Source organism: Streptomyces sp. NPDC012888, from assembly GCF_042900645.1.
GTDB lineage: Bacteria > Actinomycetota > Actinomycetes > Streptomycetales > Streptomycetaceae > Streptomyces.
The window spans coordinates 148,408-175,221 of the sequence record NZ_JBIBBM010000011.1 but is presented as its reverse complement, the minus strand read 5'-3'; the positions used below and the strand labels follow the sequence as shown (position 1 = coordinate 175,221).

Genomic DNA, 26,814 nt, shown 5'->3' with positions numbered 1-26,814 from the left:
GGGGGGCATGCGTCATAATTGCTTGTGAATGTGAACGCGTTCACAAGCGTGTCCTGCTTCCGCCCATATGGGTGGAACCCGCCAGGCAGACAGCCCGCTGTGACCACGACGTAAGGAGAGGCGACGTGGACCTGGCTTTGGCGCCCGAGACATTGGCGCGCTGGCAGTTCGGCATCACCACCGTCTACCACTTCCTCTTCGTCCCCCTGACGATCTCGCTGGCCGCGCTGACCGCGGGCCTGCAGACCGCCTGGGTGCGGACGGAGAAGGAGAAGTACCTCAAGGCCACCAAGTTCTGGGGCAAGCTGTTCCTGATCAACATCGCGATGGGTGTCGTCACCGGCATCGTCCAGGAGTTCCAGTTCGGCATGAACTGGTCCGACTACTCGCGGTTCGTCGGTGACGTCTTCGGCGCCCCGCTGGCTTTCGAGGCGTTGATCGCCTTCTTCTTCGAGTCCACCTTCATCGGACTGTGGATCTTCGGCTGGGACAAGCTGCCGAAGAAGATCCACCTCGGCTGCATCTGGATGGTCTCCCTCGGGACCGTCCTCTCCGCCTACTTCATCCTGGCGGCGAACTCCTGGATGCAGCACCCCGTGGGCTACCGGATCAACGAAGCCACCGGCCGCGCCGAGCTCACCGACTTCTGGCTGGTCCTCACCCAGGACACCGCGCTCACCCAGTTCTTCCACACCATCACGGCCGCCTTCCTGGTCGGCGGCGCGTTCATGGTCGGCATCGCCGCCTTCCACCTGGCCCGCAGGAAGCACGTCACCGTGATGCGGACCTCGCTGCGGCTCGGTCTGATCACGCTGATCATCGCCGGCCTGTCCACCGCCATCAGCGGCGACCTGCTCGGCAAGGTGATGTTCAAGCAGCAGCCGATGAAGATGGCCGCCGCCGAGGCCCTCTGGGACGGCGAGGCGCCCGCGCCGTTCTCCGTCTTCGCGTACGGCGACGTGGACGAGGGCCACAACAAGGTGGTCATCGAGATACCGGGCGTGCTGTCCTTCCTGGCCAACGGCGACTTCGACTCCTTCGTCCCCGGCATCAACGACGTCAACAAGGCCGAGCAGGAGAAGTTCGGCCCCGGCGACTACCGTCCCAACATCCCGGTGGCCTACTGGGGCTTCCGCTGGATGATCGGCTTCGGCATGGCCTCGCTGGCCATCGGCATGCTCGGGCTGTGGCTGACCCGCAAGAAGTTCATGCTCCCGCCGGGTCTGCGGACCGGTGAGGACGAGGTGCCGAACCTGGTCCTCTTCAGGAACAAGGCCCTCAGCCCCCGCCTCGGCCGGTGGTACTGGACCTTCGCGCTCTGGACCATGGGCTTCCCCCTGATCGCCAGCTCCTGGGGCTGGATCTTCACCGAGATGGGCCGCCAGCCCTGGGTGGTCTACGGAGTCCTGCGCACCAGGGACGCGGTCTCCCCCGGCGTCTCGCAGGCCGAGGTGCTCACCTCGATGATCGTCTTCACCACGCTGTACGCCGTGCTGGCCGTGATCGAGGTCAAGCTGCTGGTCAAGTACGTCAAGGCCGGCCCGCCCGAGCTCACCGAGGCCGACCTGAACCCGCCCACCCGGATCGGCGGCGACCCCAAGGACGCCGACCGCCCGATGGCCTTCTCGTACTGAGGCTGGGGAGACCACATCATGCAACTCCACGACGTCTGGTTCGTAATCATCGCGGTCCTGTGGATCGGCTACTTCTTCCTGGAGGGCTTCGACTTCGGAGTCGGCGTCCTCACCAAGCTGCTGGCCCGTGACCGGGCCGAGAAGCGCGTCCTGATCAACACCATCGGGCCGGTCTGGGACGGCAACGAGGTCTGGCTGCTCAGCGCCGGCGGTGCCACCTTCGCCGCCTTCCCCGACTGGTACGCCACCCTCTTCTCCGGCTTCTACCTCCCGCTGCTGCTGATCCTGGTCTGTCTGATCGTCCGCGGCGTGGCCTTCGAGTACCGGGCCAAGCGCCCGGAGGAGAAGTGGCAGCGCAACTGGGAGCAGGCCATCTTCTGGACCTCGCTGATCCCCGCCTTCCTGTGGGGCGTGGCCTTCGCCAACATCGTGCGCGGCGTGAAGATCGACGCCCAGAAGGAGTACGTCGGCACCCTCTTCGACCTGCTCAACCCCTACGCGCTCCTCGGCGGCCTGGTCACGCTGACCCTGTTCACCTTCCACGGCGCGGTGTTCACCTCGCTCAAGACGGTGGGCGAGATCCGCGAGCGCTCGCGGACGACCGCCGTCCGGCTGGGTGCGGTGACCGCCGTCCTGGCCCTGGTCTTCCTGGTCTGGACCCAGGTGTCCAGGGGTGACGCCAAGAGCCTGGTGGCGCTGGTCGTCGCGGTGGCGGCCCTGGTGGGCGCGCTCGGGGCCGTCCGGGCGGGCCGGGAGGGCTGGTCGTTCGGCCTGTCCGGGGTCACCATCGCGGCCGCCGTCGCCATGCTGTTCCTGACGCTCTTCCCGAACGTCATGCCGTCCTCGCTGGACGCCGCCTGGAGCCTCACGGTCACCAACGCCTCGTCCAGCCCCTACACCCTGAAGATCATGACGTGGTGCGCGGCGATCGCGACCCCGCTGGTGCTGGTCTACCAGGGCTGGACGTACTGGGTGTTCCGGAAGCGGATCGGCACCCAGCACATCGCCGAAGCCCACTGACGCCTCGCGGCCAAGGAGGCATGTTTCACGTGAAACCGATCGACCCGCGCCTGCTCCGTTACGCCCGCTCCACCCGCCTGTTCCTCGGCGCGGTGGTGGCCCTCGGCCTGGCCGGGGCAGGGCTGGTCGTCGGTCAGGCGATGCTCCTCGCCGAAATCGTGGTCGGGGCCTTCGAGAAGGGCCTCGACGCCCAGGCGCTCCGGGTGCCGCTGCTGCTGCTCGCGGCGGTGGCGCTCGGGCGCGGCCTGGTGGCCTGGCTGACCGAACTGGCCGCCCACCGCGCCAGTGCGGCCGTGAAGTCGGAGCTGCGCGGCCGGTTGCTGGAGCGGGCCGCGGACCTGGGGCCGGGCTGGCTGAGCGGGCAGCGGACGGGCTCGCTGGTGGCGGTGGCCACCCGGGGCGTGGACGCTCTCGACGACTACTTCTCCCGCTACCTCCCCCAGCTGGGCCTGGCCGTGGTGGTCCCGGTGGCCGTGCTGGCCCGGGTCGTCACCGAGGACTGGGTCTCGGCGGCCATCATCGTGGGCACCCTGCCGCTGATCCCGGTGTTCATGGTGCTGATCGGCTGGGCCACCCAGGCGCGGATGGACCGGCAGTGGCGGATGCTGTCGCGTCTGTCCGGGCACTTCCTGGACGTGGTGGCGGGGCTGCCCACCCTGAAGGTGTTCGGCCGGGCCAAGGCCCAGGCCGAGTCCATCCGGAAGATCACCGCCGAGTACCGCCGGGCCACCCTGCGAACCCTGCGGATCGCCTTCCTCTCCTCGTTCGCCCTGGAGCTGCTCGCGACCCTGTCGGTGGCGCTGGTCGCGGTGACCATCGGCATGCGGCTGGTCCACGGCGAACTCGACCTGTACACCGGCCTGGTCATCCTGATCCTGGCGCCGGAGGCCTACCTGCCGCTGCGCCAGGTGGGCGCGCAGTACCACGCGGCCGCCGAGGGGCTGGCCGCGGCGGAGGAGATCTTCGAGGTCCTCGAAACCCCCGAGCCGCGGGCCGGCGGGTCCGCCGGACTTCCGGCCGGCCCGTCCCCGCTGACCTTCGACTCCGTTTCGGTCCGGTACGAGGGCAGGGCGGGGGCCTCCCCCGGCAACGTCTCGCTGACCGTACGGCCCGGGGAGTGCGTGGCCCTCACCGGACCCAGCGGGGTCGGCAAGTCCACCCTGCTGTCGGTGCTGCTGGGGTTCGTCCGGCCGACCGCGGGCCGGGTGCGGATCGGCGGGGTGGACCTCGCCGAGCTGTCGCCGCGGGCCCTGGAGGAATGGCGGTCGCGGATCGCCTGGGTGCCGCAGCGGCCGCACCTGTTCGCCGGCACCGTGGAGGAGAACGTCCGGCTGGCCCGCCCCGGGGCCACCGACGAAGAGGTCGAGGCCGCTCTCAGGTCGGCGGGGGCCTGGGAGTTCGTCGCGGCGCTGCCGCTCGGCCGGCGGACCGCGCTCGGCGAGGGCGGCCTCGGCCTCTCCGCCGGCCAGCGTCAGCGGCTGGCGCTCGCCCGGGCGTTCCTCGCGGACCGGCCGGTGCTGCTGCTGGACGAGCCGACGGCCGCGCTGGACGGCGCCACCGAGGCCGCTGTGGTCGACGCGGTACGGCGGCTCGCCGCCGGGCGCACCGTGCTGCTGGTGGTGCACCGGCCGGCGCTGCTCGCCGTCGCGGACCGGGTGGTCCGCCTGGAGCCGGCGGCGGATGCAGCGGCGGATGCGGCGGCGGCGGTCGGCGCGGGCGTGGGTGCGGGACCGGGTTCGGGTACCGGCACCGCCGCGATCACGGGTGCCGACGGTGCCGGCGACCCCGGGCAGTGGATCCTCGGTGCGGCGCCGGATCCCGAGCCGGTGTTCCCGGCCGGGCCCGGGACGGGGGACGGCGAGCGGGACGTACGGCCCGGCCCGGGTCCGGCGGAAGCCGGCTCCGGCGCGGAGGCCGGGGGAGGTGCCGGAGCAGACGCGCTGGCCCGGGTACGGGCGGCCGCCCGCGAGGCCCGTGGCCGGTTCGGGCTCGGGCTGCTGCTCGGCGCGCTGGCCGTCGGGTGCGGCGTCGGGCTCATGGCCGTCTCCGGGTGGCTGATCTCCCGGGCCTCCGAACAGCCCCCGGTGCTCTACCTGATGATGGCCGTCACGGCCACCCGCGCCTTCGGAATCGGCCGCGCCGTGTTCCGGTACGCCGAACGACTGGTCTCCCACGACGCCGTCCTGCGCATGCTCGCCGAGCTTCGGGTCTCCGTGTACCGGCGGCTGGAGCGGATCGCCCCGGCCGGGCTGCGCGAGCAGCGCCGCGGGGACCTGCTGGCCCGGCTCGTCGCCGACGCGGACGCCCTGCAGGACTACTGGCTGCGCTGGCTGCTCCCGGTCGGCACGGCCCTGGTCGTGGGCACGGGGTCGGTGGCCTTCACCACCTGGCTGCTGCCCGGCGCCGGAGCGGCCCTGGCGGTCGGGCTGCTCGCCGCGGGTGTCGGGGTCCCGCTGGTCACCGCCACCGTGGCCCGGCGGGCCGAGCGGAGGCTGGCCCCCGCCCGGGGCGAACTCGCCACCAGGGCGGCGGAGCTGCTGTCCGGCACCGCAGAGCTGACGGTCGCGGGTGCGCTGGCCCGGCGCAAGGCCGCCGTCCGGGAGAGCGACCGTACGCTGCGGGAGATCGCCGCGCGCGGGGCGGCGGCCGCGGGGATCGGCTCGGGGCTGGCCACCGTGGTGTGCGGGCTGACCGTGGTGTGCGCCGCCGCCCTGGGGGCCGCCGCCGTGCAGGGCGGGCGGCTCTCGGGCGTGGCCATGGCCGTGGTCGTGCTGACCCCGCTCGCCGCGTTCGAGGCGGTCACCGGGCTGCCGCTGGCGGTCCAGTACCGCCAGCGGGTCAAGCGCAGCGCCGAGCGCGTGTACGAGGTGCTCGACGCGCCCGTGCCGGTCGCCGAGCCGGAGCGGCCCGCCCCGGCACCGCAATCCCCGTTCCCGCTGCGGCTGACCGGACTGACCGCCCGCCACCCCGGGCAGGAGCGGCCGGCCGTCTGCGGCGTCGACCTCACCCTGGAGGCGGGCCGGCGGGTCGCGGTCGTCGGCCCGTCCGGGTCCGGCAAGACCACGCTCGCCCAGGTGATGCTCCGCTTCCTGGAGCCCGTCGAGGGCACGTACACCCTCGCCGGGACGGACGCGCGGACCCTGGACGGCGACGAGGTCCGCCGGCTGGTGGGGCTGTGCGCCCAGGACGCGCACCTGTTCGACAGCTCGGTGCGGGAGAACCTGCGGCTGGCCCGCCCCGGTGCGAGCGAGCCGGAGCTGCGCGGGGCGCTGGCCGCGGCCCGTTTGCTGGACTGGGCCGACGCGCTGCCGGACGGCCTGGACACGCTGGTCGGCGAACACGGCGAGCGGATCTCCGGCGGCCAGCGGCAGCGGCTGGCTCTGGCGCGGGCGCTGCTCGCGGACTTCCCCGTACTGGTCCTGGACGAGCCGGCCGAGCACCTGGACACGGAGACCGCGGACGCCCTGACGGCGGATCTGCTGGCCGCCACGGAGGGCCGGACCACGCTGCTGATCACCCACCGGCTGGCGGGCCTGGAGCGGGTCGACGAGGTGCTGGTGCTGGCCGGCGGCGAGGTCGTCCAGCGCGGCCCGTACCGGGAGCTCGCGGCGGCGCCGGGTCCGCTGCGGGAGCTGGTGGAGCGCGAGCGGGCCGCGGACCTGGCCGCGGACCCGGGGACGGGGCCGGCGACGGAGGCGGCCGACTTTCCTCGATAAAAGGGACTAATTAGTCTCAAGGGCATGTCAGTGCAGGAGTCGCCGCAGCCGCCCGAGCCCCCCGACCCGGCCCAGGCCGCCGCGGAGGCCACGCGCAGTCTGCAGGGGCTCTCCACCGAGCTCACCGCCCGGGTCCCGCAGCTGCTGGAGGCGATGCGCTCGGTCGGCACCGGGCTGGAGCTGCACTCCACCCTCGACCGGATCTGCGAGACCGCGGCCGAACTCGCCGGCGCCCGCTACGCGGCCATCGGCGTGGTCGACACCGAGGGCCGCGGGCTGTCCGATTTCGTGACCCACGGCATCGCGGAGGAGCAGGCCCGGAGGATCGGGCACCGGCCGGACGGCAAGCGCGGTCTGCTGGGCGCGCTGATCAGGCACCCGGACCCGGTCCGGCTCGGCGATCTGACGCAGGATCCGAGGTCTTCGGGGTTCCCCGCGCACCATCCGCCGATGAAGACCTTCCTCGGGGTGCCGATCCGCGTGCAGGGCGAGATCTTCGGCAACCTCTACCTGGCCGAGAAGCGGGGCGGTGAGGAGTTCAACGACTACGACGTCCACATGGTCCGGGTGCTGGCCACCGAAGCGGGGATCGCCATCGGCAACGCCCGCCTGTACGAGGCGGCCACCCAGCGGGAGCGCTGGATCGACGGCTCGGTGGCCGTGACCACGGCCCTGCTGTCCGGCGGGGACGCCGACGACGCACTGTCGGTGGTGGCCGAGCAGGCCCGCCGCCTCGCGGACTCGGCGGCCGGGATCGTGATGCTGCCCGCGGCCGCGGACGGCGGAGGCATGGAGATCGTCGCGGTCTCCTCGGAGAACCAGGCGACCTCGCTCGGCATGCTGATCCCCGCGGAGAGCCCGGTGGTGCGCCGGCTGATGGAGGGCGAGCCGCTGTTCGTGGACGACGCGGCCGCGGATCCGCGCATGGTCAGCCGCCTGACCAGCCCGTACGGGCCCTGCATGCTGCTTCCGCTGCAGAGTGGCGGGCGGGTGCTGGGTGCGCTGGTGACGCCGCGGGCCAGGGGCGACCGGCCCTTCAGCGAGGCGGAGCGGACCCTGGCGACGCAGTTCGCCTCCCAGGCGGCGCTGGCGCTGATGATGGCCGAGGCGCAGCGGGACCGGGAGCGGCTGGCGGTGTTCGAGGACCGCGACCGGATCGCCCGGGACCTGCACGACCTGGTCATCCAGCGGCTGTTCGCCACCGGGATGATGCTGGAGGGGGCGCAGCGCCGGTCCGTGGTGCCCGAGGTCCGGGACGGGGTCGGCAAGGCCGTGGACGAGCTGGACGTGACGATCCAGGAGATCCGTACGGCGATCTTCGCGCTCCAGCAGGGGCCGGCGGAGGCCCCGTCGGGGTTGCGCACGAGGGTGCTGCGGGAGATCAACATGGCAGCCGTGCCGCTGGGCTTCAAACCCTCGCACCGGTTCCTGGGGCCGGTGGACGCGATGGTCGGGGAGCTGGTCGGCAAGAACCTGATCGCCGCGTTGCGGGAGGCCCTGTCCAACGCGTTCCGGCATGCCGGGGCGACCCGGATCGAGGTGGTCCTGGACTGCACGGTCACCCTGCCCGACGGCCGTCCGGGGGTGCGGCTGGAGGTGGCCGACGACGGGGTGGGCATCCCGGAGGGCGGCCGGCGCAGCGGGCTGCGGAACCTGCGCCGGCGGGCCGAGTCGCTGGGCGGCTCCAGTTCGTACGGGCCGGGCATCGGCGAGGACGGCGGCGGCACGACCCTGGTGTGGGAGGCGCCGCTGTGACCCGGCCCCGCCGCGGTCGGCCGGGCCCACCGGGCCGACCCGGCAGACCGGGCCGACCCGGCAGACCGGGCCGACCCGGCAGACCGGGCCGACCCGGCAGACCGGGCCGCCCGGTCTGCCGGGTCGGCCTGGTTCGCTAGACGCCGTGGGCGGCCTGGTCGCGTTCGGCGAGGATGCGCTCGATCACCACGGCGACCCCGTCCTCCTCGTTGGCCACCGTGCGGCCCGACGCGGCGGCGATCACGGCCGGGTGGGCGTTGCCCATGGCGTAGGAGGTGCCGGCCCAGGTGAGCATCTCCACGTCGTTGGGCATGTCGCCGAAGGCGACCACCTCGGCCGCGGAGATGCCCCGCTCGGCGCAGGCGAGGGCGAGGGTGCTGGCCTTGGAGACGCCGGGGCCGCTGATCTCCAGCAGGGCGGTCGGGCTGGACCGGGTGATGGAGGCGAGGTCGCCGACGGCGGCGCGGGCCAGCGTGAGGAACTCGTCCGGGTCCAGCTCGGGGTGGTGGGCCAGCAGCTTCAGCACGGGGGCGGAGAGGCTGCCCTGTTCCTCCCGCTCCTCCCGCAGCAGCTTCTCGGCGGTGGCCACGGTCGCACCCGGGTCCTGGAAGAACGGAGGGTACGCCGGCTCGTAGTGGATGCCGGTGGTCAGCTCGACCGCGAAGGAGGTGCCGGGGGCGGCCTCCCGCAGCAGGTCGACCACGGCCCGCGCGGCCGGCCGGGCCAACGGGCGGACCTCGATGATCCGGCCGTCGGCGTGCAGGTCGACCACGGCCGCGCCGTTGGCGCAGATGGCCAGGCCGTGGCCGTGGACGTGGTCGCTGACCACGTCCATCCAGCGGGCGGGCCGGCCGGTGACGAAGAAGACCAGGATGCCGGCCTCCTCCGCCGCGGCGAGCGCGGCGACGGTCCGCGGGGACACGGACTTGTCATCACGCAGCAGCGTGCCGTCGAGGTCGGTGGCGATGAGCCGGGTCACGGGGCGCGGGGAAGCCGAGGTCACGGGACCATCTTCACCCATGGCGGGTCCGGCCGGACGCGCGCGGGGCAACCCGCGGGCATACCCGTCAGGTAGGTGCCCGGTGGCGGTGCCGGCCCGCCGGTGCGACCCGCGGGGCGGGCGGGACCGGCGGGGGGCGCCGTAGGCTCTGTGGCATGAGTCTGCGTCTGAGCACCGTGATCCTCCCGGTACGCCGCTGGCACGAGGGCGGCCGCGACCAGTGGCTGCGCGCCGAACGGCTCGGCTTCCACACCGCCTACACCTACGACCACCTCGCGTGGCGGAGCTTCCGCGAGGGCCCGTGGTTCGGGGCGGTCCCCACGCTCACCGCGGCCGCCGCCGCGACCGGGCGGATCCGCCTGGGCACCCTCGTCACCTCGCCGAACTTCCGGCACCCGGTGACCCTGGCCAAGGAACTGATCTCGCTGGACGACGTCTCCGGCGGCCGGATCACCCTCGGCATCGGCGCGGGCAGCAACGGCTTCGACGCGAGCACGCTCGGGCAGGAACCGTGGACCCCCCGGGAGCGCGCCGACCGCTTCGGCGAGTTCCTGCCGCTGCTGGACCGGCTCCTGACCGAGGGCGCGGTCAGCCACGACGGCCGGTTCTACTCGGCGGACGGCGCCCGCAACATCCCCGGCTGCGTGCAGCGGCCGCGGCTGCCGTTCGCGGTCGCCGCGACCGGCCCGCGCGGGATGAGGCTGACCGCGGCGCACGGGCAGGCGTGGGTGACCACCGGTGACCCGAAGCTGTACGAGGAGGGCACCCCCGAGCAGTCCCTCGAGGCCGTCCGGGGACAGCTGGAGAAGCTGGGCAAGGCGTGTGCGGAACTGGGCCGGGACGTCGGCGGACTGGACAAGGTCCTGCTGACCGGCTTCACGCCGGAGAAGAACTCCGTCCTGGACTCGCTGGACGCCTTCGTGGACTTCGCGGGGCCCTACCGCGAACTCGGCTTCACCGAGATCGTCGTCCACGCCCCGATCCCCGACTCCGACTTCGCCGCGGACGAGGCGGTCTTCGAGAAGATCGCGACCGAGGCCGCGGCCCAGCTGGGCTGACGGTCCGGCCGGGGCGACCCGGCCGGGGCAGGCCGGCCGGGCCCTCGAAGCCCGGCCGTCCGGCCCCGGCGGCTCAGTCGCGCAGGGCCTCGAGGATCCGCTCGGCGCGCCGCGGCACCCAGTCGGGGACGGCGTCGGCGGGGAGCGAGCGCACCTCCGCGACCAGCGCCTCCACCCGGGCCTCGGCCGCTCCGCGGCGTTCCAGCTCGTGCTCGGTCCACGCCGCGTTGTTCACGCACTGGAGCCGCTCCTGCCAGTGGTCCGCCCCCAGTTCCCGGTAGACCCCGGCCGCCCGGCCCCACAGGCGGACCTCCTCCTCGCGCAGCTGCCGGACCTCGTCCGCGTCCCCGTCGTCCGCCTCTGCGAGGTCGGTGACGCGCCGGTCGAGGACCTGGGCCAGCTGGTGCCAGGTCTGGGCCAGCTCCGCCCGCAGCCGGGGATCGCCCGGAGCCGGTTCCAGCGCTGCCCACAGCACGCGCTCCGCCGCCTCCATCCGGCCCCGGGCCTCCGCGAGCCCCTCCTCGGTGACCCCGTCCCGCAGGCCGAGCCAGACCAGCGAGCGCAGGATCCGCACCTCGGCCACGGGCTGCCCGCCGTGCCGGGAGTGCAGCTCCAGGGCCCGCTCGTACGCCGCGACGGACTCCTCCGGCAGCCCGGCGGAGGACAGTGCCTCGGCCGCCGAGTGCGCCAGGGACGCCTGCGGGCGCGGGTCCGGCCAGTCCTTCGCGATGTCCGCGGCCAGCAGGTACTGCTCCGCCGCCGCCCGGTGGTCGCCCAGCCCGCCCAGCAGGTCTCCGAGGAACTCGCGGGCGCCGACCGCAGCCTCCGGCCCCTGCTCCAGCACGTCCGGCAGGGCCGACTGGAGCACCTCCGCGGCCTCCGCGTTCCGGTCCTCCCGTGCGTAGGCGCGGGCCAGCAGCAGGCGCGCGCGGGCGCCCTCGACCGCCAGCCCCGCCCGGTCGAACCAATGGGCCGCGTCGAGTGCGTGCACCAGGGCCTCCGCGGACGCGCCGGTGTGCAGCAGTACGTTCGCCAGGGTCAGCCGGGCCGAGCCCTGGGTCTCCGGGCCGGTCCGCTCCGCGTGCTCCACGGCGGCGCGGGCCGACTCCTCCGCCTCGGCGACGCGGCCCATGGCGCCCAGCACGTCGGCGCGGAGCGTCAGCGGCTCCACCGCCAGCCAGGGCCTTCCCGCGGCGGGCCCCCGGGAGGCCGCCGAGGCCAGCAGCGCCTCGGCCCGCCCGGTGTCGCCCTGCTCCAGCGCGTACCGGGCGAGCTGTTCCTCCGCTTCGGCCAGCACGTCGGCGGCGCCCTCCCCGGCCGGGCCGGCCAGCGACCGGGCGAACGCGGCAAGCTCCCCCGCGAGTTCGGCGTCCGCCGCGGATCCCTCGTCCCGGCGCAGGTAGGCCTCCATGCGGAGCCGGGTCAGCTCGGTGTGCGCGATCCGGCGGGCCCGGTACGGGTCGTCCTGGGCCAGCGCCCGGGCCGAGCGGGCGGCGTCGTCCAACAGGGCGCGGACCTCCGCCGGCCCGGCGCCGACCTGGGCGGCGGCCATGGCGATGCGGCACTCCGCCAGCACGGCCCGGCCGGCCGCGCCGGCCGCCAGGTAGGCGTCGCGGACCCGGACGAACTGCTCGCGGGCGGTGTCCTCGCCGGCCAGGGCCGCTTCCACGGCCCGGTGTTCGAGCAGGTCGGCGGCGAGCAGCGGGTCCACGGTGTCCCCGGCGGTGTCCGGTCGCGCGGCGGCCCGGGCGGAGACGCGGGCCCACAGCTCCCGTGCGTCCGGCCGGAGCTGGGCCCGGGCCTCCCGCGCGGCGGCCAGCAGATCGGCGAACTCCTCGCGGGCGGCGGCCCCGGCCCGGCCCGTCTCCCCGGCGGTGGCCGCCTCCCGCCCGGGGGCCGGCGGCGCCGGCGCGGCGGCCCCGGTCGCCGGCCGGGGCAGGGCGGGGCTGCGTACGCCGAGCGGCAGCAGGTCGGTGAGCGGGGCCCGCGCGATCCGGGCGGCGAACCGCTCCGAGACCCGGGTGGTGCCGTTGCGGGCGTCGAAGCGCCGGGCGATGGCCAGCGATTCCGCGTGCAGGAACTCGTACAGCTCGGCGACGGTGCGCCGGCCGCCGTCATAGGCGGGGGCGGGCATGGTGCCGTGGCCCAGTTCCGTCAGGCGGCGGAGCAGGACCAGGACGCCGCCGTGGAAGGCGAGCTGGCTGTTGGCGTTGGCGAGCGGGCGGAGCTGGGCGGTGTGCTCGGCGAGGATCTCCAGGCCCCGGGACTCGTTCCCGGTGAGGGCGCAGAACTCCATGTGCCGGCCGATGGCGGGCAGCAGGCTCTCGTTGCCCCGGGACAGCCGGTACCCGTGCAGGTGGTGCGCGCGGGCCTCGTCCAGCCGGCCCAGGCGGAGCAGCGGGAGCAGGGCGCGGGCCATGACCCTGTGCGGCTCCTCGGCGCAGGTCCGCTGCCGCTCCAGGACCGGTGCCCAGACGTCGAGGGCACGGGTGTCGTCGCCGCGGAGCAGGGCGTACTGCCCCTGGCCGTTGATCTCGCAGGCGTGGCAGTCGCTCATCTCGTCGCGTTCGGCCTTCAGCCAGGCGCGGTGGGCGCGTTCGGCGCGGGCGTCGTCGCCGGTGGAGTCGGCGAGCCACATCTCGGCCTCACGGACCGGGCGTTCGCTGTGACCGGCCAGCCGGTAGCGGCGTTCCATCTCGTCGAGCCAGCCGGTGGCCGACTCCAGGGAGATGTCGGGGGAGTTGGTGAGCGCGTTGGCCACCCACTTGAACTGCCAGAAGAGCGTGTGGACCTCCCAGGAGCCGAACGCTCCCGGGTCGTTGTCGTACTCCTGGAGCAGACGGGCGAACGGCACCAGCATCTTCGGGGACTCGGCGCTGAACAGGTAGGCGCCGATCAGGTTGTCCAGGGTGCGGCGGAAGAGCGCGCGGTCGCCGGTGGCCTCGGCGGCGGCGACGAGGGCCTCCGCGTGGGCGTTGCGGGCCGGGCCGCCCGGGGCGGACGCGTTCTCCGCGAGGCCCTTGGCGATCTCTTCGGGGGTCATGGCGCTCACTTCTGCTCCTCCTGGGCCTCGGCGGAGTGGGTCGCCCATTCCAGCAGCCCGAGGAAGGCGCGGTTGAGCAGGGTGGAGTCGGCGGGGCGCAGGGGCCGCTGGGACATCAGGAGCGCCTGGCCGTAGAGGGATTCGACGGCGGTGCCGGCCAGGGCGGTGTCGGGCAGCGAGGCCACCTTCCGTACCAGCGGGTTGTTGTGGTTGAGCACGAGCCGGGCGCGCGGGCCGGAGCCGCGGAGGGCACCGAGGATGCCGGCCCACAGGGAGTCGGCGCCCTCCTCGGCGGCTGCCCGGTCGCGTTCCTGGCGGGCCTGGCGGTCGTCCAGGTAGAGGGCCGGAACGGACACCGGCTGGAAGGAGCGCAGCACCACGTCGCAGCTCTGGGCCTCCAGCCGGGTGCGGGCGGTGGCCAGGAAGGGGGCCAGGGCCAGCTCGGCGGAGGTCGGCACGGGATCGAGCCGGTCGGTGACGGCGCCGGCGTCGAGCTCGGTGACCTTGGTGCCGGGGCGGACGGCGGGCAGGAGGGCCAGCAGGTCCGCGTCGTAGGTGTAACCGGCGTTGATGACGCCGAGGCCGTGGGCCGCGGCGATCGGGGCGATCTGGCGGAACTCCTCGACCGTGCGGGTGAAGTGGATCTCGGGGTGGGCGGCGGCGAACTCCGCCAGGGCGACCGAGCCGTCGCTGGTCTCGAACGGCAGCCAGGGGAGCATCAGGCCGAGCAGCTCCGGGTCGTGCCGGGCGAGGGACTTCACCCCGAGGTGGTGGACGCTCAGGAAGGTGGCGAGGCGCTCAGGTTCGGCGGCGGCGAGTTCGGTGAGCCAGCCGCGGATCCGGCCGCCGAGGGCCTCGCGTACGGCGGCGAGGGTCTCGTCGTCGTAGAGGTTCTCGCGGGAGGCGGTGGGGCGCAGGGTGTCCGTGTCGAGGACGGCGCGGACGAAGAAGGCCCAGTCGGGGAGCAGGTTGTCGGCCCGGTCGGTGAGCAGCATGCCCTTGAGGTGGACGCGGTGTCCGGCGCGGTGGGCGGGGCTGGTCGGCTCGGGGAGGACGTAGGCGACTCCGCGGACGCCGGCGACGGGGAGGTCCAGGTCGATGGTGTCCAGCGGGGTGAAGCCGAAGAGGTCGGTGCAGTGCGCGGCGAGGGCGACGCGGCGGGCGGCGGGGCTGGGGAAGGGGCGGTCCCAGACGGCGGGCCGGTCGGTGACGGGGACGGGGCCGCGGCCGGTGGTGTCGTCGAACGTGATGTCGTACGGCAGCAGGGAGCCGAACTCGCGGGCGAGCTCTTCGACCCGGTCCGGGGCCAGCCATTCCTCGGCGCCGGGGCGGGCCTGGAGGTGGACGGTGGTGCCCGTTTCGGTGCGGGCCTCGTGGGGCAGCTCGCGGACGGTGTAGGAGCCGTCGTCGGTGGCGAGCCACTCGACGGGGGCGGCCTGCGGGTCGCGGGCGGAGCGGGTGACCACCCGGATCTGGCGGGCGACGACGAAGCAGGCGAGCAGGCCGATGCCGAACTGGCCCAGGAACTCCTTGCGGGTGGTCTCCAGGCCGTGGGCGTCCGCGCGTTTGGAGCTGCGGCCGATGGTGGCGAGGAGGGAGTGGGCCTCTTCCGCGGTCAGGCCGATGCCGCTGTCCTCGATGGAGACCAGGCCGTCGGCGGCGGTGAGGCGGATGCGGACCACGGCCTCCGGCTGGTGGGCGCGGCGGGCGGTGACGGCGTCGACCGCGTTCTGCAGGAGTTCGCGGACGTACACCCGCGGGCTGGAGTACAGGTGGTGGGAGAGCAGGTCGACCAGGCCGCGGAGATCGACCTGGAAGTTGTTCGCGGTGTTCGCGGTGGTGGTGTCGGTTCCGTCTGCGGACGTCATGGGTGGTCACCTCGGGTGCGCACGCGTGGGATGGGGCGACCGCGAGGACCCCCCCTCACTGATCGTGCTCACCAGCGTAGGGGGAGGGTATGACAACGCGTTACCCGATTTAGGGGGTGGGCGGCGCGGTGGAGCCCCGCCCGGGCAGGCGCAGGAACTCCGGGGGGACGGCGTCCACCAGCCATACGCCGTTGGCGCTGACGCGGAAGGTGTGGCCGGCCGCGCGCATCGCGGCGGCGTCCACGGAGAGCACCACGGGCCGGCCGCGGCGGGCGCCGACCCGGGTGGCGGTCTCCCGGTCGGGCGAGAGGTGGACGTGGTGCCGGCGCATGGGGCGCAGGCCCTCGGCGCGGATGGCGTCCAGGGCGGCGGGGACGGTGCCGTGGTAGAGGAACGCCGGGGGTTCGGCCTCCGGCAGGTCCAGGTCCACGCCGGTGACGGTGTGGCCCTGGTTGGCGCGGATCCGGGTGCCGTCGACGGCGAAGCGCTGCTTGTCGTTGGTGGCGACGACGTGGTCGAGCTCGGCGCGGCTGAAGGGGAAGCCGTGTGCTGCGGCCGCCCGGAGCAGGTCGTCGATCTCGACCCAGCCCTGCGGGTCGAGTACCAGTCCGATGCGTTCCGGCTGATGCCGGAGGTGTTTCGAGACGTATTTGGACACCTTCACGGTGCGTCTGTCGTCCATGACACCCCAGACTGCCTGGTCGGCGGCGGGCGGCGCAGTGGTTTTCCGCCCGCGGGGCGCGCCGGGGCGGCGTGGGACACCTCTACCGCACTTCCAAGATACGGAATACATTTTCCGTTATGACTTCCACCTCCTCTCTGCGGCGTCGTGCTGCCGCCGAACTGATCGGCACCGCCGGACTGCTGGTCGTGGTGATCGGCTCGGGCATCCAAGCCGCCTCCCTCAGCTCCGACACCGGGGTCGCCCTGGTCGCCAACTCGCTCGCCTCTGCCATCGGCCTCGGCCTGATCATCACCCTCCTGGGCCCGGTCTCCGGGGCCCACCTGAACCCGGTCGTCACCCTCACCGCCTGGTGGGCCCGGCGCACCGGCGACCCGGACGGGCTCACCACCCGGGAGACCCTCTTCTACATCGGCGCCCAGACGGCAGGGGCGGTCAGCGGCGCCCTGGTCGCCGAGGCCATGTTCGACCGCAGCCCCGGAACCCTCGCCACCCAGGTACGCGACGGCGGTCACCTGCTGGTCGGCGAGATCGTCGCCACCGCCGGACTGGTCCTGGTCATCCAGGGGCTGGGCCGGATCGGCCGCCCCCGGCTGATACCCGCGGCCGTCGCCGGCTACATCGCCGCCGCGATCTGGTTCACCTCCTCGGGCTCCTTCGCCAACCCGGCAGGCACCATCGGCCGGACCTTCACCGACTCCTTCACCGGCATCGCCCCCGGATCGCTGCCCGGCTTCGTCGCCGCCCAGCTGGTCGGCGGGGCCCTCGGCCTGTTCCTGGCCGCCGTCCTCTACGGCCGCCGTCCGGCCCGCCGCACCCGGACCACCGCCGTCCGCCTCAACCAGGTCTACGAAGCGGCCAGTTGAGCCGTCCACAGGCAGCAGGTCCTTGTCCACAGCCGATTCGGAGGGAATTGCTCGCAAACGAGTGATCCGCCCTGTGGAAAGAACCGACCGACCTGACTCCCTCCCCGGACCGGCGGGACGGCAGCTACTCCCCGCCCCGCCGCGCCAGGTCGTTCATGGCCCGGGCCTGGAGCTCCCGCTCCGTCGCGGCCCGTACGAACGCCGACACGTGCTCGGCGCCCACCAGCTCCTGTACCGCCCGGACCGTCCCGGCCGGCAGGGCCACCGTGGCCGGGCCGGCCGGATGCGCCGCCCCGCCCGCCCCCAGGTGCCGCTGCAGATGGCGGGTGGCGAAGAGCCGCATCGCCCGCGCAAGCTCCGCGTCCACCGTCTGCTGGGCCAGCGGCCGCAGCCGGCGCACCATGGCGGCCGCCTCCGTGGCCGCCGCGTCCGTCAGCGGCACCTCGGTGCCGCAGCCGTCCTCCGTGCCGTGGCCCAGGTACCGGGCGAAGACGTGCTCGGTGGTGAACTCCAGGAACCTCGACGCGATGTGCTCCACCTGCCCGCGCAACTCCCGCAGGTGCCCGGTGATCGCCGCCAGCGGCACCCCCGCGGCATGCAGCTCCGCCGCCACCGCCAGCTCCTGCGGGGAGGGCACGAGGAACTCGTCCTGGCAGCCCGGGACCCGCTCCAGCACGCCCAGTTCGCAGGCCTCCTCCACCGCCCGGTCGTCCGTGAGGCCGCCGAAGCGCTCGTTCAGGTCCTCACGGGAGATCCGGGCCGCCTCCTCGTCCGTCCACGGCCCGTGCACCTCCGCGACCAGACCCAGGACACCGCCCAGCCCGCGCCCGGCGTCCCAGGCCTCCAGCAGCTCCTTGATGGAGGCCAGGGTGTAGCCCCGGTCCAGGAGGTCGGCGATCTGCCGCAGCCGCGCCAGGTGCGTGTCCCGGTACACGTTGGAGCGTCCCCGCCGCTCGGGCTTGGGCAGCAACCCGCGGTCCTGGTACGCACGGATGGTGCGCACCGTCGCACCGCTGTGGTGCGCCAGGTCCTCGATCCGGTACTCGGCTACCGCCTGATCGGACAATCCCGCTCCCTACGACATGGCCTGCGAGGGATGGTACGACCGCCGGATGGAGCCGGGTATGGCCGTGCCGGGGTCTTCGCGGGCCGCCGGGCGCACACCGGTCCCCCGCCCGCTCACAGCTTGGGCTCCACCCTGGCCAGCCGGCGCAGCAGGCGGGGGGTGTACCGGGACATGAGCAGGGCTCCCTTGGACTCCGGGGTCACCGGCACCACGGCCCGGTTGCGCACCACCGCGTCCAGGATGGCGTCGGCCACCTTCTCCGGCGGGAAGTTGCGCAGCCCGTACAGCCGGGACGAGCGCTGCTGCCGGCGCTTCTCCTCCTCCGGGTCCACGCCGGCGAACCGGGCGGTGGAGGTGATGTTGGTGTTGACGATGCCGGGGCAGATCGCGGAGACCCCGATGGACTTGGACGCCAGCTCCGCCCGCAGGCACTCGGACAGCATCAGCACCGCCGCTTTGGAGGTCGAGTAGGCGGGCAGGGTCCGCGAGGGCAGGTAGGCGGCGGCCGACGCGGTGTTCACGATGTGCCCGCCCTGGCCGCGCTCGGCCATCTGCCGTCCGAAGATCCGGCAGCCGTGGACGACGCCCCACAGGTTGACGTCCAGGACCTTCTTCCAGTCCTCGGAGGTGGTGTCGAGGAACGACCCCGACAGCCCGATCCCGGCGTTGTTGACCAGGACGTCCACGATCCCGTACTCGGCGGCGACCTTCGCGGCGAGCTTCTCCATCGCCGCCTCGTTGCTCACGTCCACGCACTCGCCCCAGGCCGCGGGCGCACCGACGAGCCGCGCCATGTCGGCGGTCCGTGCGGCCCCCTCGGCGTCCCGGTCCACCACCACCACCCGCGCCCCCGCCTCGGCGAAGGCGAAGGCGGTGGCCCGGCCGATACCGCTGGCCGCCCCGGTGACCAGCACCAGTTGCCCGCCGAACCGGTCGGCGTACCTCCCCGGAGCCCGCCGCTCCGGCACCGGCCCGGGCGCCTCCTCCCGCTCGGTGACGAAGTCCGCGATCCACGCGGCCAGCTGGTCGGGCCGGGTGCGGGGCACCCAGTGCTTGGCCGGAAGGGTCCGGCGCACCAGGTCCGGGGCCCACAGCTCCAGGTCGTCGTAGAGGCGCTCGGAGAGGAAGGCGTCCCCGGTCGGAGTGATCAGCTGCACCGGTACGTGCGCGTACGCGTCGGTCCGGGGCCGGCGCAGCCGCGCGCGGACGTTGTCCCGGTACAGCCAGGCCCCGTGCGCCGCGTCCGAGGGCAGCGAGTCCGTCGGGTAGCCGCCGGCCGGCACCCCCTCGACCCGCTGGAGGATCCCGGGCCACCGCTTGCCCAGCGGCCCCCGCCAGGCCAGCTCCGGCAGCACCGGGGTGTGCAGCATGTACACGTACCAGGACTTGGCGCCCTGGCCGAGCAGCTGCGCCGCCCGGCGCGGGGTGGGCCGCAGCATCCGCTTCTTGATCCAGTGCCCGAAGTGGTCCAGCGAAGGGCCGGACATCGAGGTGAACGAGGCGATGCGCCCCTCCGTCCGCCGGACCGTGGCGAACTCCCAGCCCTGCACGGAGCCCCAGTCGTGCCCCACCAGGTGCACCGGCCGGTCCGGGCTGACCGCGTCCGCCACGGCCAGGAAGTCGTCGGTCAGCTTCTCCAGGGTGAACCCGCCCCGCAGCGGCCGCGGCGCCGTGGACCGGCCGTGCCCGCGCACGTCGTACAGCACCACGTGGAAACGCGTGGCGAGCCGCTCGGCGACCTCCGACCACACCTCCTTGCTGTCGGGGTAGCCGTGCACCAGCAGGACGGTCGGCCGTTCCGCGTCGCCGAGCTCGACGACGCACAACTCGACCCCGCCCGTGCTCACCCGGCGTTCGCGCGCCCCGTTGAGTCCCGCCCCGCTCATGCCACCCGCTCCTCGGTCTCGGCCCAGCGCCGCACGTGCGGCAGATCGTCGTCCAACCAGAACGCGCTCTCCTCGGGATCCCTGGAGTCGGTCACCACCAGGAGCTCCTCGAACTTCGCGCCGGTACCCCGGAAGCCCAGGTGCGGCTCCACCGCCCACAGGCCGGGCCGCGGCGGATGGTCGGAGAACCGGTACGGGCTCCACAGCGGGGACCAGCCCTCGCGGTGCCCGTGCAGGGCGTCCGAGAGCAGCCCCTTGAGGGACTGCGTCCCGAACCCGAACGCGGTCGGCGACCAGCGCCGCTCCCTGACCCGGCCCACCTTGTGCGCGATCACCCCGAACGGATAGGCGCGGTGCCGGTTGGCGTACCCCTGCCGCACCATCAGCCGTTCGACGTCCTCGTAGATCTCGCGGAGCGGGCGCCGCTCGCGCACCTCGGCCAGGATCAGCTCGCGGTGCTCCCGCAGGTCGTCCATCAGCCGGTCCTGTACCGGGTTCAGCCCCAGGCTGCCCGAGTAGCCGATGTCCGCCGCGTACCCGTTCAGGATCGGGGCGGCGTCCAGGATGAACGGCATCCCCGGCTCCAGCCGCCGGTTGGTCGGGAAGAACTGCAGCGGTATCCGGAAGTCCACGAACGCCGTCCGGTCCCCGAACCATGCGAACGGCAGGTGGAACCAGTCCCGCACCCCCCGCTCGCGCAGCCACTCGCGCTGCATCCGGGCCGCCTCACGCTCGGTGACACCGGCCTTCAACTGTGCCGCGACCGCCTCCGCGCACGCGTAGGCGAGCCGCTGTACCTCCCTGAACCCGCGAAGATCGTCCCCTGTCATGACCGCCGTCCGTCCCATTGCCGTACGCGCCCGTAAGTTGACACTGATGAATGTGACAATGCCCGAAGGCGACGTCAAGGGTTCTGCACCGAACCGCATCCCCTCGGGGCCCGAGTCGGCTCTCCGGAGCCACGCCGCATCAGCCTCCCGTACGGGCGCGTAGTCCTGAAGGCGGAGACCGGGCCCCTCCGGATCCAGCTCCAGGTCTGACGACCGGAAACGCTCCCCCCACTACCGTCGGAGCCGTGACTGTCATCGCGACCGAAAGCCTGAGCAAGCGGTACCCCCGAGTGACCGCCCTCGACCGGCTCTCCCTGGACATCGGGCCCGGCGTGACCGGCCTCGTGGGCGCCAACGGAGCCGGCAAGTCCACGCTGATCAAGATCCTGCTCGGACTGTCCCCCGCCACCGAGGGCCGCGCCGCCGTGCTCGGACTGGACGTCGCCACCCACGGCAGCGCCATCCGCGAGCGCGTCGGCTACATGCCCGAACACGACTGCCTGCCACCCGACGTCTCGGCCACCGAGTTCGTCGTCCACATGGCCCGCATGTCCGGACTGCCGCCCACGGCCGCCCGCGAACGCACCGCGGACACCCTGCGCCACGTCGGGCTCTACGAGGAGCGCTACCGCCCCATCGGCGGCTACTCCACCGGCATGAAGCAGCGGGTCAAGCTCGCCCAGGCCCTCGTCCACGACCCCCAGCTCGTCCTCCTCGACGAGCCCACCAACGGTCTGGACCCGGTCGGCCGCGACGAGATGCTCGACCTGATCCGCCGCGTGCACACCGAGTTCGGCATCTCCGTCCTCGTCACCTCCCACCTCCTCGGCGAACTGGAACGCACCTGCGACCACGTCGTCGTCGTCGACGGCGGCCGGCTCCTGCGCTCCAGCTCGACCAGCGACTTCACCAAGATCACCACCACCCTGGCGATCGAGGTCACCGACTCCGACGCCCACCCCGACGGCACCCGCGCCCTGCGCGAGGCGCTCGGCGCCGCGGGCATCGCCCCGCACGCCGGCGAGGAGCAGGGCCTGCCCGGCGCCGGCCACATCCTCCTCGTCGAGGCCACCGGTGAGGAGACCTACGACACGGTCCGCGACACCGTCGCCGCCCTCGGCCTCGGCCTGGTCCGCATGGAACAGCGCCGCCACCACATCGCGGAGGTCTTCCGCGACCAGGACCAGCAGCAGCTCGCGCGGAAGGGAGCCGGACCCGATGGCGCCTGACACCTCGACCCAGATCCACAACATCGGATACCGGTCGTACGACGGACCCCGGCTCGGCCGGGGCTACGCCCGCACCTCACTGTTCTCGCAGTCACTGCGGGGCGCCTACGGACTCGGCCGTTCCGCCAAGTCCAAGGTCCTGCCGATGATCCTGTTCGGCGTGATGTGCGTCCCCGCACTGATCATCGTCGCGGTGGCCATCGCAGTCCCCGGCTCCACCGAACTGCCTCTGAAGTACACCTCGTACGCCCTGACCACCCAGGTGGTCATCGGCCTCTACCTGGCCTCCCAGGCACCCCAGTCGGTCTCCCGGGACCTGCGCTTCAAGACCGTGCCCCTGTACTTCTCGCGGCCCATCGAGCGCGTCGACTACGTCCTCGCCAAGTTCGCGGCGATGGCCTCGGCGCTCTTCGTCCTCACCGCCACGCCGCTGCTGATCATGTACATCGGCTCGCTGCTGGCCAAATTCGACTTCGCGGACCAGACCAAGGGGTTCGCACAGGGACTGGTGTCCGTGCTGCTGCTCTCGGTCTTCCTCGCCGGCCTCGGCCTGGTCATGGCCGCCCTCACCCCCCGCCGCGGGTTCGGCGTCGCCGCCGTGATCTCCCTGCTGCTCATCCCCTACGGCGCCGTCTCCGTCGTCCAGGCCGTGGCCGTCGAAACCGGCAACAGCGGCGCCGTCGACATCATGGGCCTCTTCTCGCCCATCACCCTCATCGACGGCGTCCAGACCGCCTTCCTCGGCGCCGACTCCGCCTTCCCCGGCGGGGAGGGCCCCGGCACGGGCATGGGGATCGTCTATCTGCTGGTTGTCCTCGGCCTCATCGCCGGCTCCTACGCCGCCCTGATGGCCCGCTACCGGAAGGCCGGGCTGTGAGCACCATCGACATCGACCACACCTCCCGCTGGTTCGGGAACGTCGTCGCCGTCAACGACGTGACCATGCGCATCGGTCCCGGCGTCACCGGCCTCCTCGGCCCCAACGGAGCGGGCAAGTCCACCCTCATCAACATGATGGGCGGCTTCCTCGCCCCCTCCACCGGCACCGTCACCCTCGACGGCAACCCCATCTGGCGCAACGAGCAGGTCTACAAGCACATCGGCGTCGTGCCCGAGCGCGAGGCCATGTACGACTTCCTCACCGGCCGCGAGTTCGTCGTCGCCAACGCCGAGCTGCACGGGCTCGACGAAGCCGCCGCCCGGCGCGCGCTGGCCACCGTCGAGATGGAGTACGCCCAGGACCGCAAGATCGCCACCTACTCCAAGGGCATGCGCCAGCGCGTCAAGATGGCCTCCGCCCTGGTCCACGACCCGTCCGTGCTCCTCCTCGATGAGCCCTTCAACGGCATGGACCCCCGCCAGCGCATGCAGCTCATGGACCTGCTGCGCCGGATGGGCGCCGAGGGCCGCACCGTCCTGTTCTCCTCCCACATCCTCGAAGAGGTGGAACAGCTCGCCTCCCACATCGAGGTCATCGTCGCCGGCCGGCACGCCGCGTCGGGCGACTTCCGAAAGATCCGCCGACTGATGACGGACCGGCCGCACCGCTACCTGATCCGTTCCTCGGACGACCGGGCGCTGGCCGCGGCCCTGATCGCCGACCCCTCCACGGCCGGCATCGAGGTCGACGTCAAGGAAGGCGCGTTGCGCATCCAGGCCGTCGACTTCGGACGCTTCACCGAGCTGCTGCCCCGCGTGGCACGCGAGCACGGCATCCGGCTGCTCACGGTCTCCCCCTCCGACGAGTCCCTCGAGTCGGTCTTCTCCTACCTCGTAGCGGCCTGAAGGAGCTGGCACCGATGTACAACCCCACCGTCGCCCGGCTCACCTACCGGGCCCTGCTCGGCCGCCGCCGCGCGCTCATCCTGTTCGCGCTGCCCGCCCTGCTGCTGGCCATCTCGGTCGCCGTACGCGCCTTCACGGGTGTGGACGACAAGGTCGCCGCCGACCTCCTCGGCGGCTTCGCCCTGGCCACGATGGTCCCGCTCATCGGCGTCATCGCCGGTACCGGAGCCATCGGGCCGGAGATCGACGACGGCTCGATCGTCTACCTGCTCTCCAAGCCGGTGAAGCGCCCGACGATCATCATGACCAAGCTGATCGTCGCCATCGCCGTCACCATGGCCTTCTCCGCGATCCCCACGCTGATCGCCGGGTTCATCCTCAACGGGAACGGCCAGCAGATCGCCGTGGCCTACATGGTCGCCGCGCTCGTCGCCTCCGTCGCCTACAGCGCCCTGTTCCTGCTGCTGGGCACCGTCAGCCGCCACGCCGTCGTCTTCGGCCTGGTCTACGCCCTCATCTGGGAGTCCCTCTTCGGCAGCCTGGTCGAAGGGGCCAAGACCCTCAGCGTCCAGCAGTGGGCCCTCTCCCTCGCGGAGAAGGTGGCCGGACCCGGATACGTCGACTCCGCCGTCGGCCTGCCCACCGCCGCCGTCCTGCTCGCCCTGGTCACCGTCGGCGCGACCGTCTACGCCGGGCAGAAGCTCCGCCGCCTCACCCTCGCCGGCGAGGAGTGAGACACCGTGCCCCGCCCGGCCCAACGGCCCGGGCGGGGCACGGCCGTGCGCGCCATGATCAGGTCATGATGTCGCACACCGAACCGGAGCCGTCCAGGCCCGTCCGGTCCTGGATACGCACCTCGCCCGGTACGCACAGCTGCTCGGCGCCGTCGCCTTCTTCGGGATCCCCCTGCTCACCGGCGGCACCTTCACCGACCTCGGCCATGCCATCGCCCTGGGCGTCGGCCTGCTCGCCTGGCCGCTGACCCGCCAGGTTTCACGTGAAACATAGCGGGACGAAATTCGCTGGTACCGGACTTCCACCCGGGGCAGAGTGGATCTCGCGGGGAGCAACAAAGAAGGTCCGGGACAGCCGCTTCGAGCGCGCCTGACGGCGCGGGCTGCCCCGGACCTTCCCTCCCGGCAGGATCCCTCCCGGGAACCGACTCAGGCGGCGTTCAGCAGGCGTTCCAGGACGACCGCGATGCCGTCCTCCTCGTTGGAGGTCGTCACCTCGTCGGCCACCGCTTTCAGCTCCGCGTGTGCGTTGGCCATCGCCACGCCGTGCGCGGCCCAGCCGAACATCGGGATGTCGTTCGGCATGTCACCGAAGGCGATCGTCTCCGAGGCCTTCACCTTCAGCCGCCGGGCCGCGAGCGACAGACCCGTCGCCTTGCTCAGGCCCAGCGGCAGGATCTCCACCACACCGGGACCGGCCATCACGACGTCAACCAGGCTGCCCGCGGCCTGCCGCGCCATCCCGGTGAGGGTGTCGTCGTCCAGCTCCGGGTGCTGGATGTAGAGCTTGTTCAGCGGAGCCGCCCAGACCGTTGCCGTGTCGTCGAGGAGAACCGCCGGAAGGGAGCCCTCCAGCACCCGGTAGCCGGGGCCTATCAGCACCTCGCCGTCCACCCCGTCACGGCTGGCCGCCAGGGCCAGCGGGCCCACCTCGGCCTCGATCTTGGCCAGCGCCAGTCCGGCCAGCTGCCGGTCCAGCGTCACCGAGGTCAGCAGCCGGTGCGCCCCCGCGTCGTACACCTGTGCACCCTGCCCGCAGACCGCGATCCCGCGGTAGCCGAGGTCGTCCAGGACGTGGCGGGTCCACCCCACCGCGCGACCGGTCACGATGATGTGCGCCGCGCCCGCCGCGGTGGCCGCGACGAGCGCCTCACGGGTCCGTTCCGAGACCGTGCCGTCGCCACGCAGCAGCGTGCCGTCGAGATCGGTCGCCACGAGTTTGTAGGGGAACGGGGCGGAAGTCACTTGGTGATCGGCTCCAGCACCTCGCGGCCGCCCAGGTACGGACGGAGCGCCGCCGGCACCCGTACCGAACCGTCGGCCTGCTGGTGGTTCTCCAGCAGGGCCACGATGGTGCGCGGTACGGCGCACAGGGTGCCGTTGAGGGTGGACAGCGGCTGGATCTTCTTGCCGTCGCGGACCCGGACCGACAGGCGGCGGGCCTGGAAGCCGTCGCAGTTCGAGGCGGAGGTCAGCTCGCGGTACTTGCCCTGGGTCGGGATCCACGCCTCGCAGTCGAACTTGCGGGAGGCGGAGGCGCCGAGGTCACCGGTGGCGACGTCGATCACCTGGAAGGGCAGCTCGAGGCTGGTCAGCCACTGCTTCTCCCACTCCAGCAGCCGCTTGTGCTCGGCCTCGGCCTCCTCCGGAGCGACGTAGGAGAACATCTCGACCTTGTCGAACTGGTGCACCCGGAAGATGCCGCGGGTGTCCTTGCCGTAGGTCCCGGCCTCGCGGCGGAAGCAGGGGGAGAAGCCCGCGTACCGCAGGGGCAGCTTGTCGGCCTCGATGATCTCGTCCATGTGGTACGCGGCGAGCGGTACCTCGGAGGTGCCGACCAGGTAGAAGTCGTCCTTCTCCAGGTGGTACACGTTCTCCGCGGCCTGGCCGAGGAAGCCGGTGCCCTCCATCGCGCGCGGACGGACCAGCGCCGGCGTCAGCATCGGGATGAAGCCGGCCTCTGTGGCCTGGGCGATGGCGGCGTTGACCAGCGCCAGCTCCAGGAGGGCGCCCACACCGGTGAGGTAGTAGAAGCGCGAGCCGGATACCTTGGCGCCGCGCTCGACGTCGATCGCGCCGAGCGCCTCGCCCAGCTCCAGGTGGTCCTTGGGTTCGAAGCCCTCGGCGGCGAAGTCGCGGATGGTGCCGTGCGTCTCGAGGACGGCGAAGTCCTCCTCGCCGCCGACCGGTACGTCCGGGTGGACGAGGTTGCCGAGCTGCAGCAGCAGGGCGCGGGCGGCTTCGTCGGCCTCGTTCTGCTCGGCCTCGGCGGCCTTGACGTCGGCCTTGAGCTGCTCGGCCTTCTTCAGCAGTTCCGCCCGCTCCTCGGGAGAGGCCTTGGGGATCAGCTTGCCGAGGGACTTCTGCTCGTTGCGCAGTTCGTCGAACCGGACGCCGGAAGACCTGCGGCGCTCGTCGGCGGAGAGCAGGGCGTCGACGAGCCCGACGTCCTCTCCACGGGCGCGCTGCGAGGCGCGGACACGGTCAGGGTCTTCACGGAGCAGCCGAAGGTCAATCACCCCTCCAGGCTACCGGGCGGGGCTTCCGGGGATCACACCGATATCACGCTGCGTGTCGCTTTGTCCCAATTGACGGGAATCCAAATACTGGTACGGATGGCTGGAACCGAACGCGGCGGGTGC

General features: G+C 72.9%; 21 protein-coding genes. 11 read left to right on the top strand and 10 right to left on the bottom strand.

The annotated features are described in order from the left end of the window. Window positions 1-125: 125 nt before the first annotated feature. The 4 genes from ACFY61_RS20745 to ACFY61_RS20730 are packed head-to-tail and all read left to right on the top strand — an operon-like array spanning window position 126 to window position 8,125. Window positions 126-1,634 (top strand): cytochrome ubiquinol oxidase subunit I, encoded by a 1,509-nt coding sequence (locus tag ACFY61_RS20745; protein WP_389473900.1) that lies wholly within the window; start codon window positions 126-128, stop codon window positions 1,632-1,634. An 18-nt stretch (window positions 1,635-1,652) separates the two neighbouring features. After that, on the top strand, window positions 1,653-2,654 hold the full coding sequence (gene cydB / locus ACFY61_RS20740) for a cytochrome d ubiquinol oxidase subunit II (RefSeq protein ID WP_389473899.1): 1,002 nt from the start codon (window positions 1,653-1,655) through the stop codon (window positions 2,652-2,654). A 20-nt stretch (window positions 2,655-2,674) separates the two neighbouring features. Continuing rightward, on the top strand, window positions 2,675-6,370 hold the full coding sequence (gene cydD, locus ACFY61_RS20735) for a thiol reductant ABC exporter subunit CydD (RefSeq protein ID WP_389473897.1): 3,696 nt from the start codon (window positions 2,675-2,677) through the stop codon (window positions 6,368-6,370). A 24-nt stretch (window positions 6,371-6,394) separates the two neighbouring features. Beyond that, on the top strand, window positions 6,395-8,125 hold the full coding sequence (locus tag ACFY61_RS20730) for a GAF domain-containing protein (protein ID WP_389473896.1): 1,731 nt from the start codon (window positions 6,395-6,397) through the stop codon (window positions 8,123-8,125). 136 nt (window positions 8,126-8,261) lie between these two features. On the opposite strand, the gene ACFY61_RS20725 is transcribed toward ACFY61_RS20730, so the two are convergent. After that, window positions 8,262-9,146: a Cof-type HAD-IIB family hydrolase gene (locus ACFY61_RS20725; protein WP_389473895.1), complete on the bottom strand. Its 885-nt coding sequence runs from the start codon at window positions 9,144-9,146 to the stop codon at window positions 8,262-8,264. Window positions 9,147-9,280: 134 nt separating this feature from the next. Between ACFY61_RS20725 and ACFY61_RS20720 the strand changes: the two genes are divergently transcribed. Continuing rightward, window positions 9,281-10,183: an LLM class flavin-dependent oxidoreductase gene (locus ACFY61_RS20720; protein WP_389473894.1), complete on the top strand. Its 903-nt coding sequence runs from the start codon at window positions 9,281-9,283 to the stop codon at window positions 10,181-10,183. 73 nt (window positions 10,184-10,256) lie between these two features. Here the strand turns inward: ACFY61_RS20720 and ACFY61_RS20715 are convergent, their stop codons facing one another. The 3 genes from ACFY61_RS20715 to ACFY61_RS20705 form a co-directional block, all read right to left on the bottom strand. Beyond that, the gene (locus ACFY61_RS20715) at window positions 10,257-13,235 is read right to left on the bottom strand and encodes a tetratricopeptide repeat protein (protein WP_389473893.1); all 2,979 of its coding nucleotides are present in this window, start codon (window positions 13,233-13,235) and stop codon (window positions 10,257-10,259) included. Then, window positions 13,232-15,094, bottom strand: a complete 1,863-nt coding sequence (locus tag ACFY61_RS20710) for an HSP90 family protein (RefSeq protein ID WP_389473892.1) — start codon at window positions 15,092-15,094, stop codon at window positions 13,232-13,234. The genes ACFY61_RS20715 and ACFY61_RS20710 overlap by 4 nt, the downstream gene beginning before the upstream one ends. 109 nt (window positions 15,095-15,203) lie before the next feature. Further along, window positions 15,204-15,776, bottom strand: coding sequence for an RNA 2'-phosphotransferase (locus ACFY61_RS20705; RefSeq protein WP_389473890.1), 573 nt, complete (start codon window positions 15,774-15,776; stop codon window positions 15,204-15,206). Window positions 15,777-15,895: 119 nt separating this feature from the next. Between ACFY61_RS20705 and ACFY61_RS20700 the strand changes: the two genes are divergently transcribed. Then, window positions 15,896-16,642, top strand: coding sequence for an aquaporin (locus tag ACFY61_RS20700; RefSeq protein ID WP_389473888.1), 747 nt, complete (start codon window positions 15,896-15,898; stop codon window positions 16,640-16,642). A gap of 124 nt (window positions 16,643-16,766) precedes the next feature. Here ACFY61_RS20700 and ACFY61_RS20695 read toward each other — a convergent pair whose 3' ends face one another. The 3 genes from ACFY61_RS20695 to ACFY61_RS20685 all read right to left on the bottom strand — a co-directional run bounded on the left by ACFY61_RS20695 (window position 16,767) and on the right by ACFY61_RS20685 (window position 20,424). Beyond that, window positions 16,767-17,708 carry a MerR family transcriptional regulator gene (locus ACFY61_RS20695; protein ID WP_389473887.1) on the bottom strand — a complete coding sequence of 314 codons (942 nt, stop codon included), beginning with the start codon at window positions 17,706-17,708 and terminating at the stop codon, window positions 16,767-16,769. Between the two features lie 113 nt (window positions 17,709-17,821). After that, on the bottom strand, window positions 17,822-19,594 hold the full coding sequence (locus ACFY61_RS20690; RefSeq protein WP_389473886.1) for an SDR family oxidoreductase: 1,773 nt from the start codon (window positions 19,592-19,594) through the stop codon (window positions 17,822-17,824). Then, window positions 19,591-20,424, bottom strand: coding sequence for a M24 family metallopeptidase (locus ACFY61_RS20685; protein WP_389473884.1), 834 nt, complete (start codon window positions 20,422-20,424; stop codon window positions 19,591-19,593). Before ACFY61_RS20685 ends, ACFY61_RS20690 begins: the two co-directional genes overlap by 4 nt. Window positions 20,425-20,669: 245 nt before the next feature. Here ACFY61_RS20685 and ACFY61_RS20680 point away from each other — a divergent pair, with 245 nt between their 5' ends. Genes ACFY61_RS20680 through ACFY61_RS20665 form a run of 4 tightly spaced genes read left to right on the top strand, consistent with a single transcriptional unit; the run spans window position 20,670 to window position 24,172 of the window. Further along, a complete protein-coding gene (locus ACFY61_RS20680; RefSeq protein ID WP_389473883.1) occupies window positions 20,670-21,653 on the top strand; it encodes an ABC transporter ATP-binding protein in 984 nt (327 codons plus the stop codon). Next, window positions 21,643-22,530: an ABC transporter permease gene (locus ACFY61_RS20675; RefSeq protein ID WP_389473881.1), complete on the top strand. Its 888-nt coding sequence runs from the start codon at window positions 21,643-21,645 to the stop codon at window positions 22,528-22,530. Before ACFY61_RS20680 ends, ACFY61_RS20675 begins: the two co-directional genes overlap by 11 nt. After that, complete coding sequence (locus tag ACFY61_RS20670) at window positions 22,527-23,438, top strand: ABC transporter ATP-binding protein (protein ID WP_389473879.1); 912 nt, start codon at window positions 22,527-22,529, stop codon at window positions 23,436-23,438. The genes ACFY61_RS20675 and ACFY61_RS20670 overlap by 4 nt, the downstream gene beginning before the upstream one ends. A gap of 14 nt (window positions 23,439-23,452) precedes the next feature. Then, entirely contained in the window at window positions 23,453-24,172 is a 720-nt protein-coding gene (locus tag ACFY61_RS20665) for an ABC transporter permease subunit (protein WP_389473877.1), read from the top strand. A gap of 58 nt (window positions 24,173-24,230) precedes the next feature. On the opposite strand, the gene ACFY61_RS20660 is transcribed toward ACFY61_RS20665, so the two are convergent. Continuing rightward, window positions 24,231-24,380 carry a hypothetical protein gene (locus ACFY61_RS20660; protein ID WP_389473875.1) on the bottom strand — a complete coding sequence of 50 codons (150 nt, stop codon included), beginning with the start codon at window positions 24,378-24,380 and terminating at the stop codon, window positions 24,231-24,233. On the opposite strand from ACFY61_RS20660, the gene ACFY61_RS20655 reads away from it, so the two are divergent. Beyond that, the gene (locus ACFY61_RS20655; RefSeq protein WP_389474038.1) at window positions 24,339-24,446 is read left to right on the top strand and encodes a hypothetical protein; all 108 of its coding nucleotides are present in this window, start codon (window positions 24,339-24,341) and stop codon (window positions 24,444-24,446) included. The two genes, ACFY61_RS20660 and ACFY61_RS20655, sit on opposite strands and share 42 nt — an antisense overlap. Before the next feature lie 155 nt (window positions 24,447-24,601). On the opposite strand, the gene ACFY61_RS20650 is transcribed toward ACFY61_RS20655, so the two are convergent. Beyond that, the gene (locus tag ACFY61_RS20650) at window positions 24,602-25,417 is read right to left on the bottom strand and encodes an HAD family hydrolase (protein ID WP_389473874.1); all 816 of its coding nucleotides are present in this window, start codon (window positions 25,415-25,417) and stop codon (window positions 24,602-24,604) included. Continuing rightward, entirely contained in the window at window positions 25,414-26,691 is a 1,278-nt protein-coding gene (gene serS, locus ACFY61_RS20645; protein ID WP_389473872.1) for a serine--tRNA ligase, read from the bottom strand. The genes ACFY61_RS20650 and serS overlap by 4 nt, the downstream gene beginning before the upstream one ends. Between the last annotated feature and the right edge of the window lie 123 nt (window positions 26,692-26,814).

Coding starts and splice junctions, on each gene's coding strand:
- ACFY61_RS20665 (WP_389473877.1), top strand. CDS start 23,453: ATGTACAACCCCACCGTCGCCCGGCTCACCTACCGGGCCCTGCTCGGC.
- ACFY61_RS20730 (WP_389473896.1), top strand. CDS start 6,395: ATGTCAGTGCAGGAGTCGCCGCAGCCGCCCGAGCCCCCCGACCCGGCC.
- cydB (WP_389473899.1), top strand. CDS start 1,653: ATGCAACTCCACGACGTCTGGTTCGTAATCATCGCGGTCCTGTGGATC.
- ACFY61_RS20705 (WP_389473890.1), bottom strand. CDS start 15,776: ATGGACGACAGACGCACCGTGAAGGTGTCCAAATACGTCTCGAAACAC.
- ACFY61_RS20690 (WP_389473886.1), bottom strand. CDS start 19,594: ATGAGCGGGGCGGGACTCAACGGGGCGCGCGAACGCCGGGTGAGCACG.
- ACFY61_RS20660 (WP_389473875.1), bottom strand. CDS start 24,380: ATGGCCGAGGTCGGTGAAGGTGCCGCCGGTGAGCAGGGGGATCCCGAA.
- ACFY61_RS20725 (WP_389473895.1), bottom strand. CDS start 9,146: ATGGGTGAAGATGGTCCCGTGACCTCGGCTTCCCCGCGCCCCGTGACC.
- ACFY61_RS20700 (WP_389473888.1), top strand. CDS start 15,896: ATGACTTCCACCTCCTCTCTGCGGCGTCGTGCTGCCGCCGAACTGATC.
- cydD (WP_389473897.1), top strand. CDS start 2,675: ATGTTTCACGTGAAACCGATCGACCCGCGCCTGCTCCGTTACGCCCGC.
- ACFY61_RS20710 (WP_389473892.1), bottom strand. CDS start 15,094: ATGACGTCCGCAGACGGAACCGACACCACCACCGCGAACACCGCGAAC.
- ACFY61_RS20720 (WP_389473894.1), top strand. CDS start 9,281: ATGAGTCTGCGTCTGAGCACCGTGATCCTCCCGGTACGCCGCTGGCAC.
- ACFY61_RS20685 (WP_389473884.1), bottom strand. CDS start 20,424: ATGACAGGGGACGATCTTCGCGGGTTCAGGGAGGTACAGCGGCTCGCC.
- ACFY61_RS20675 (WP_389473881.1), top strand. CDS start 21,643: ATGGCGCCTGACACCTCGACCCAGATCCACAACATCGGATACCGGTCG.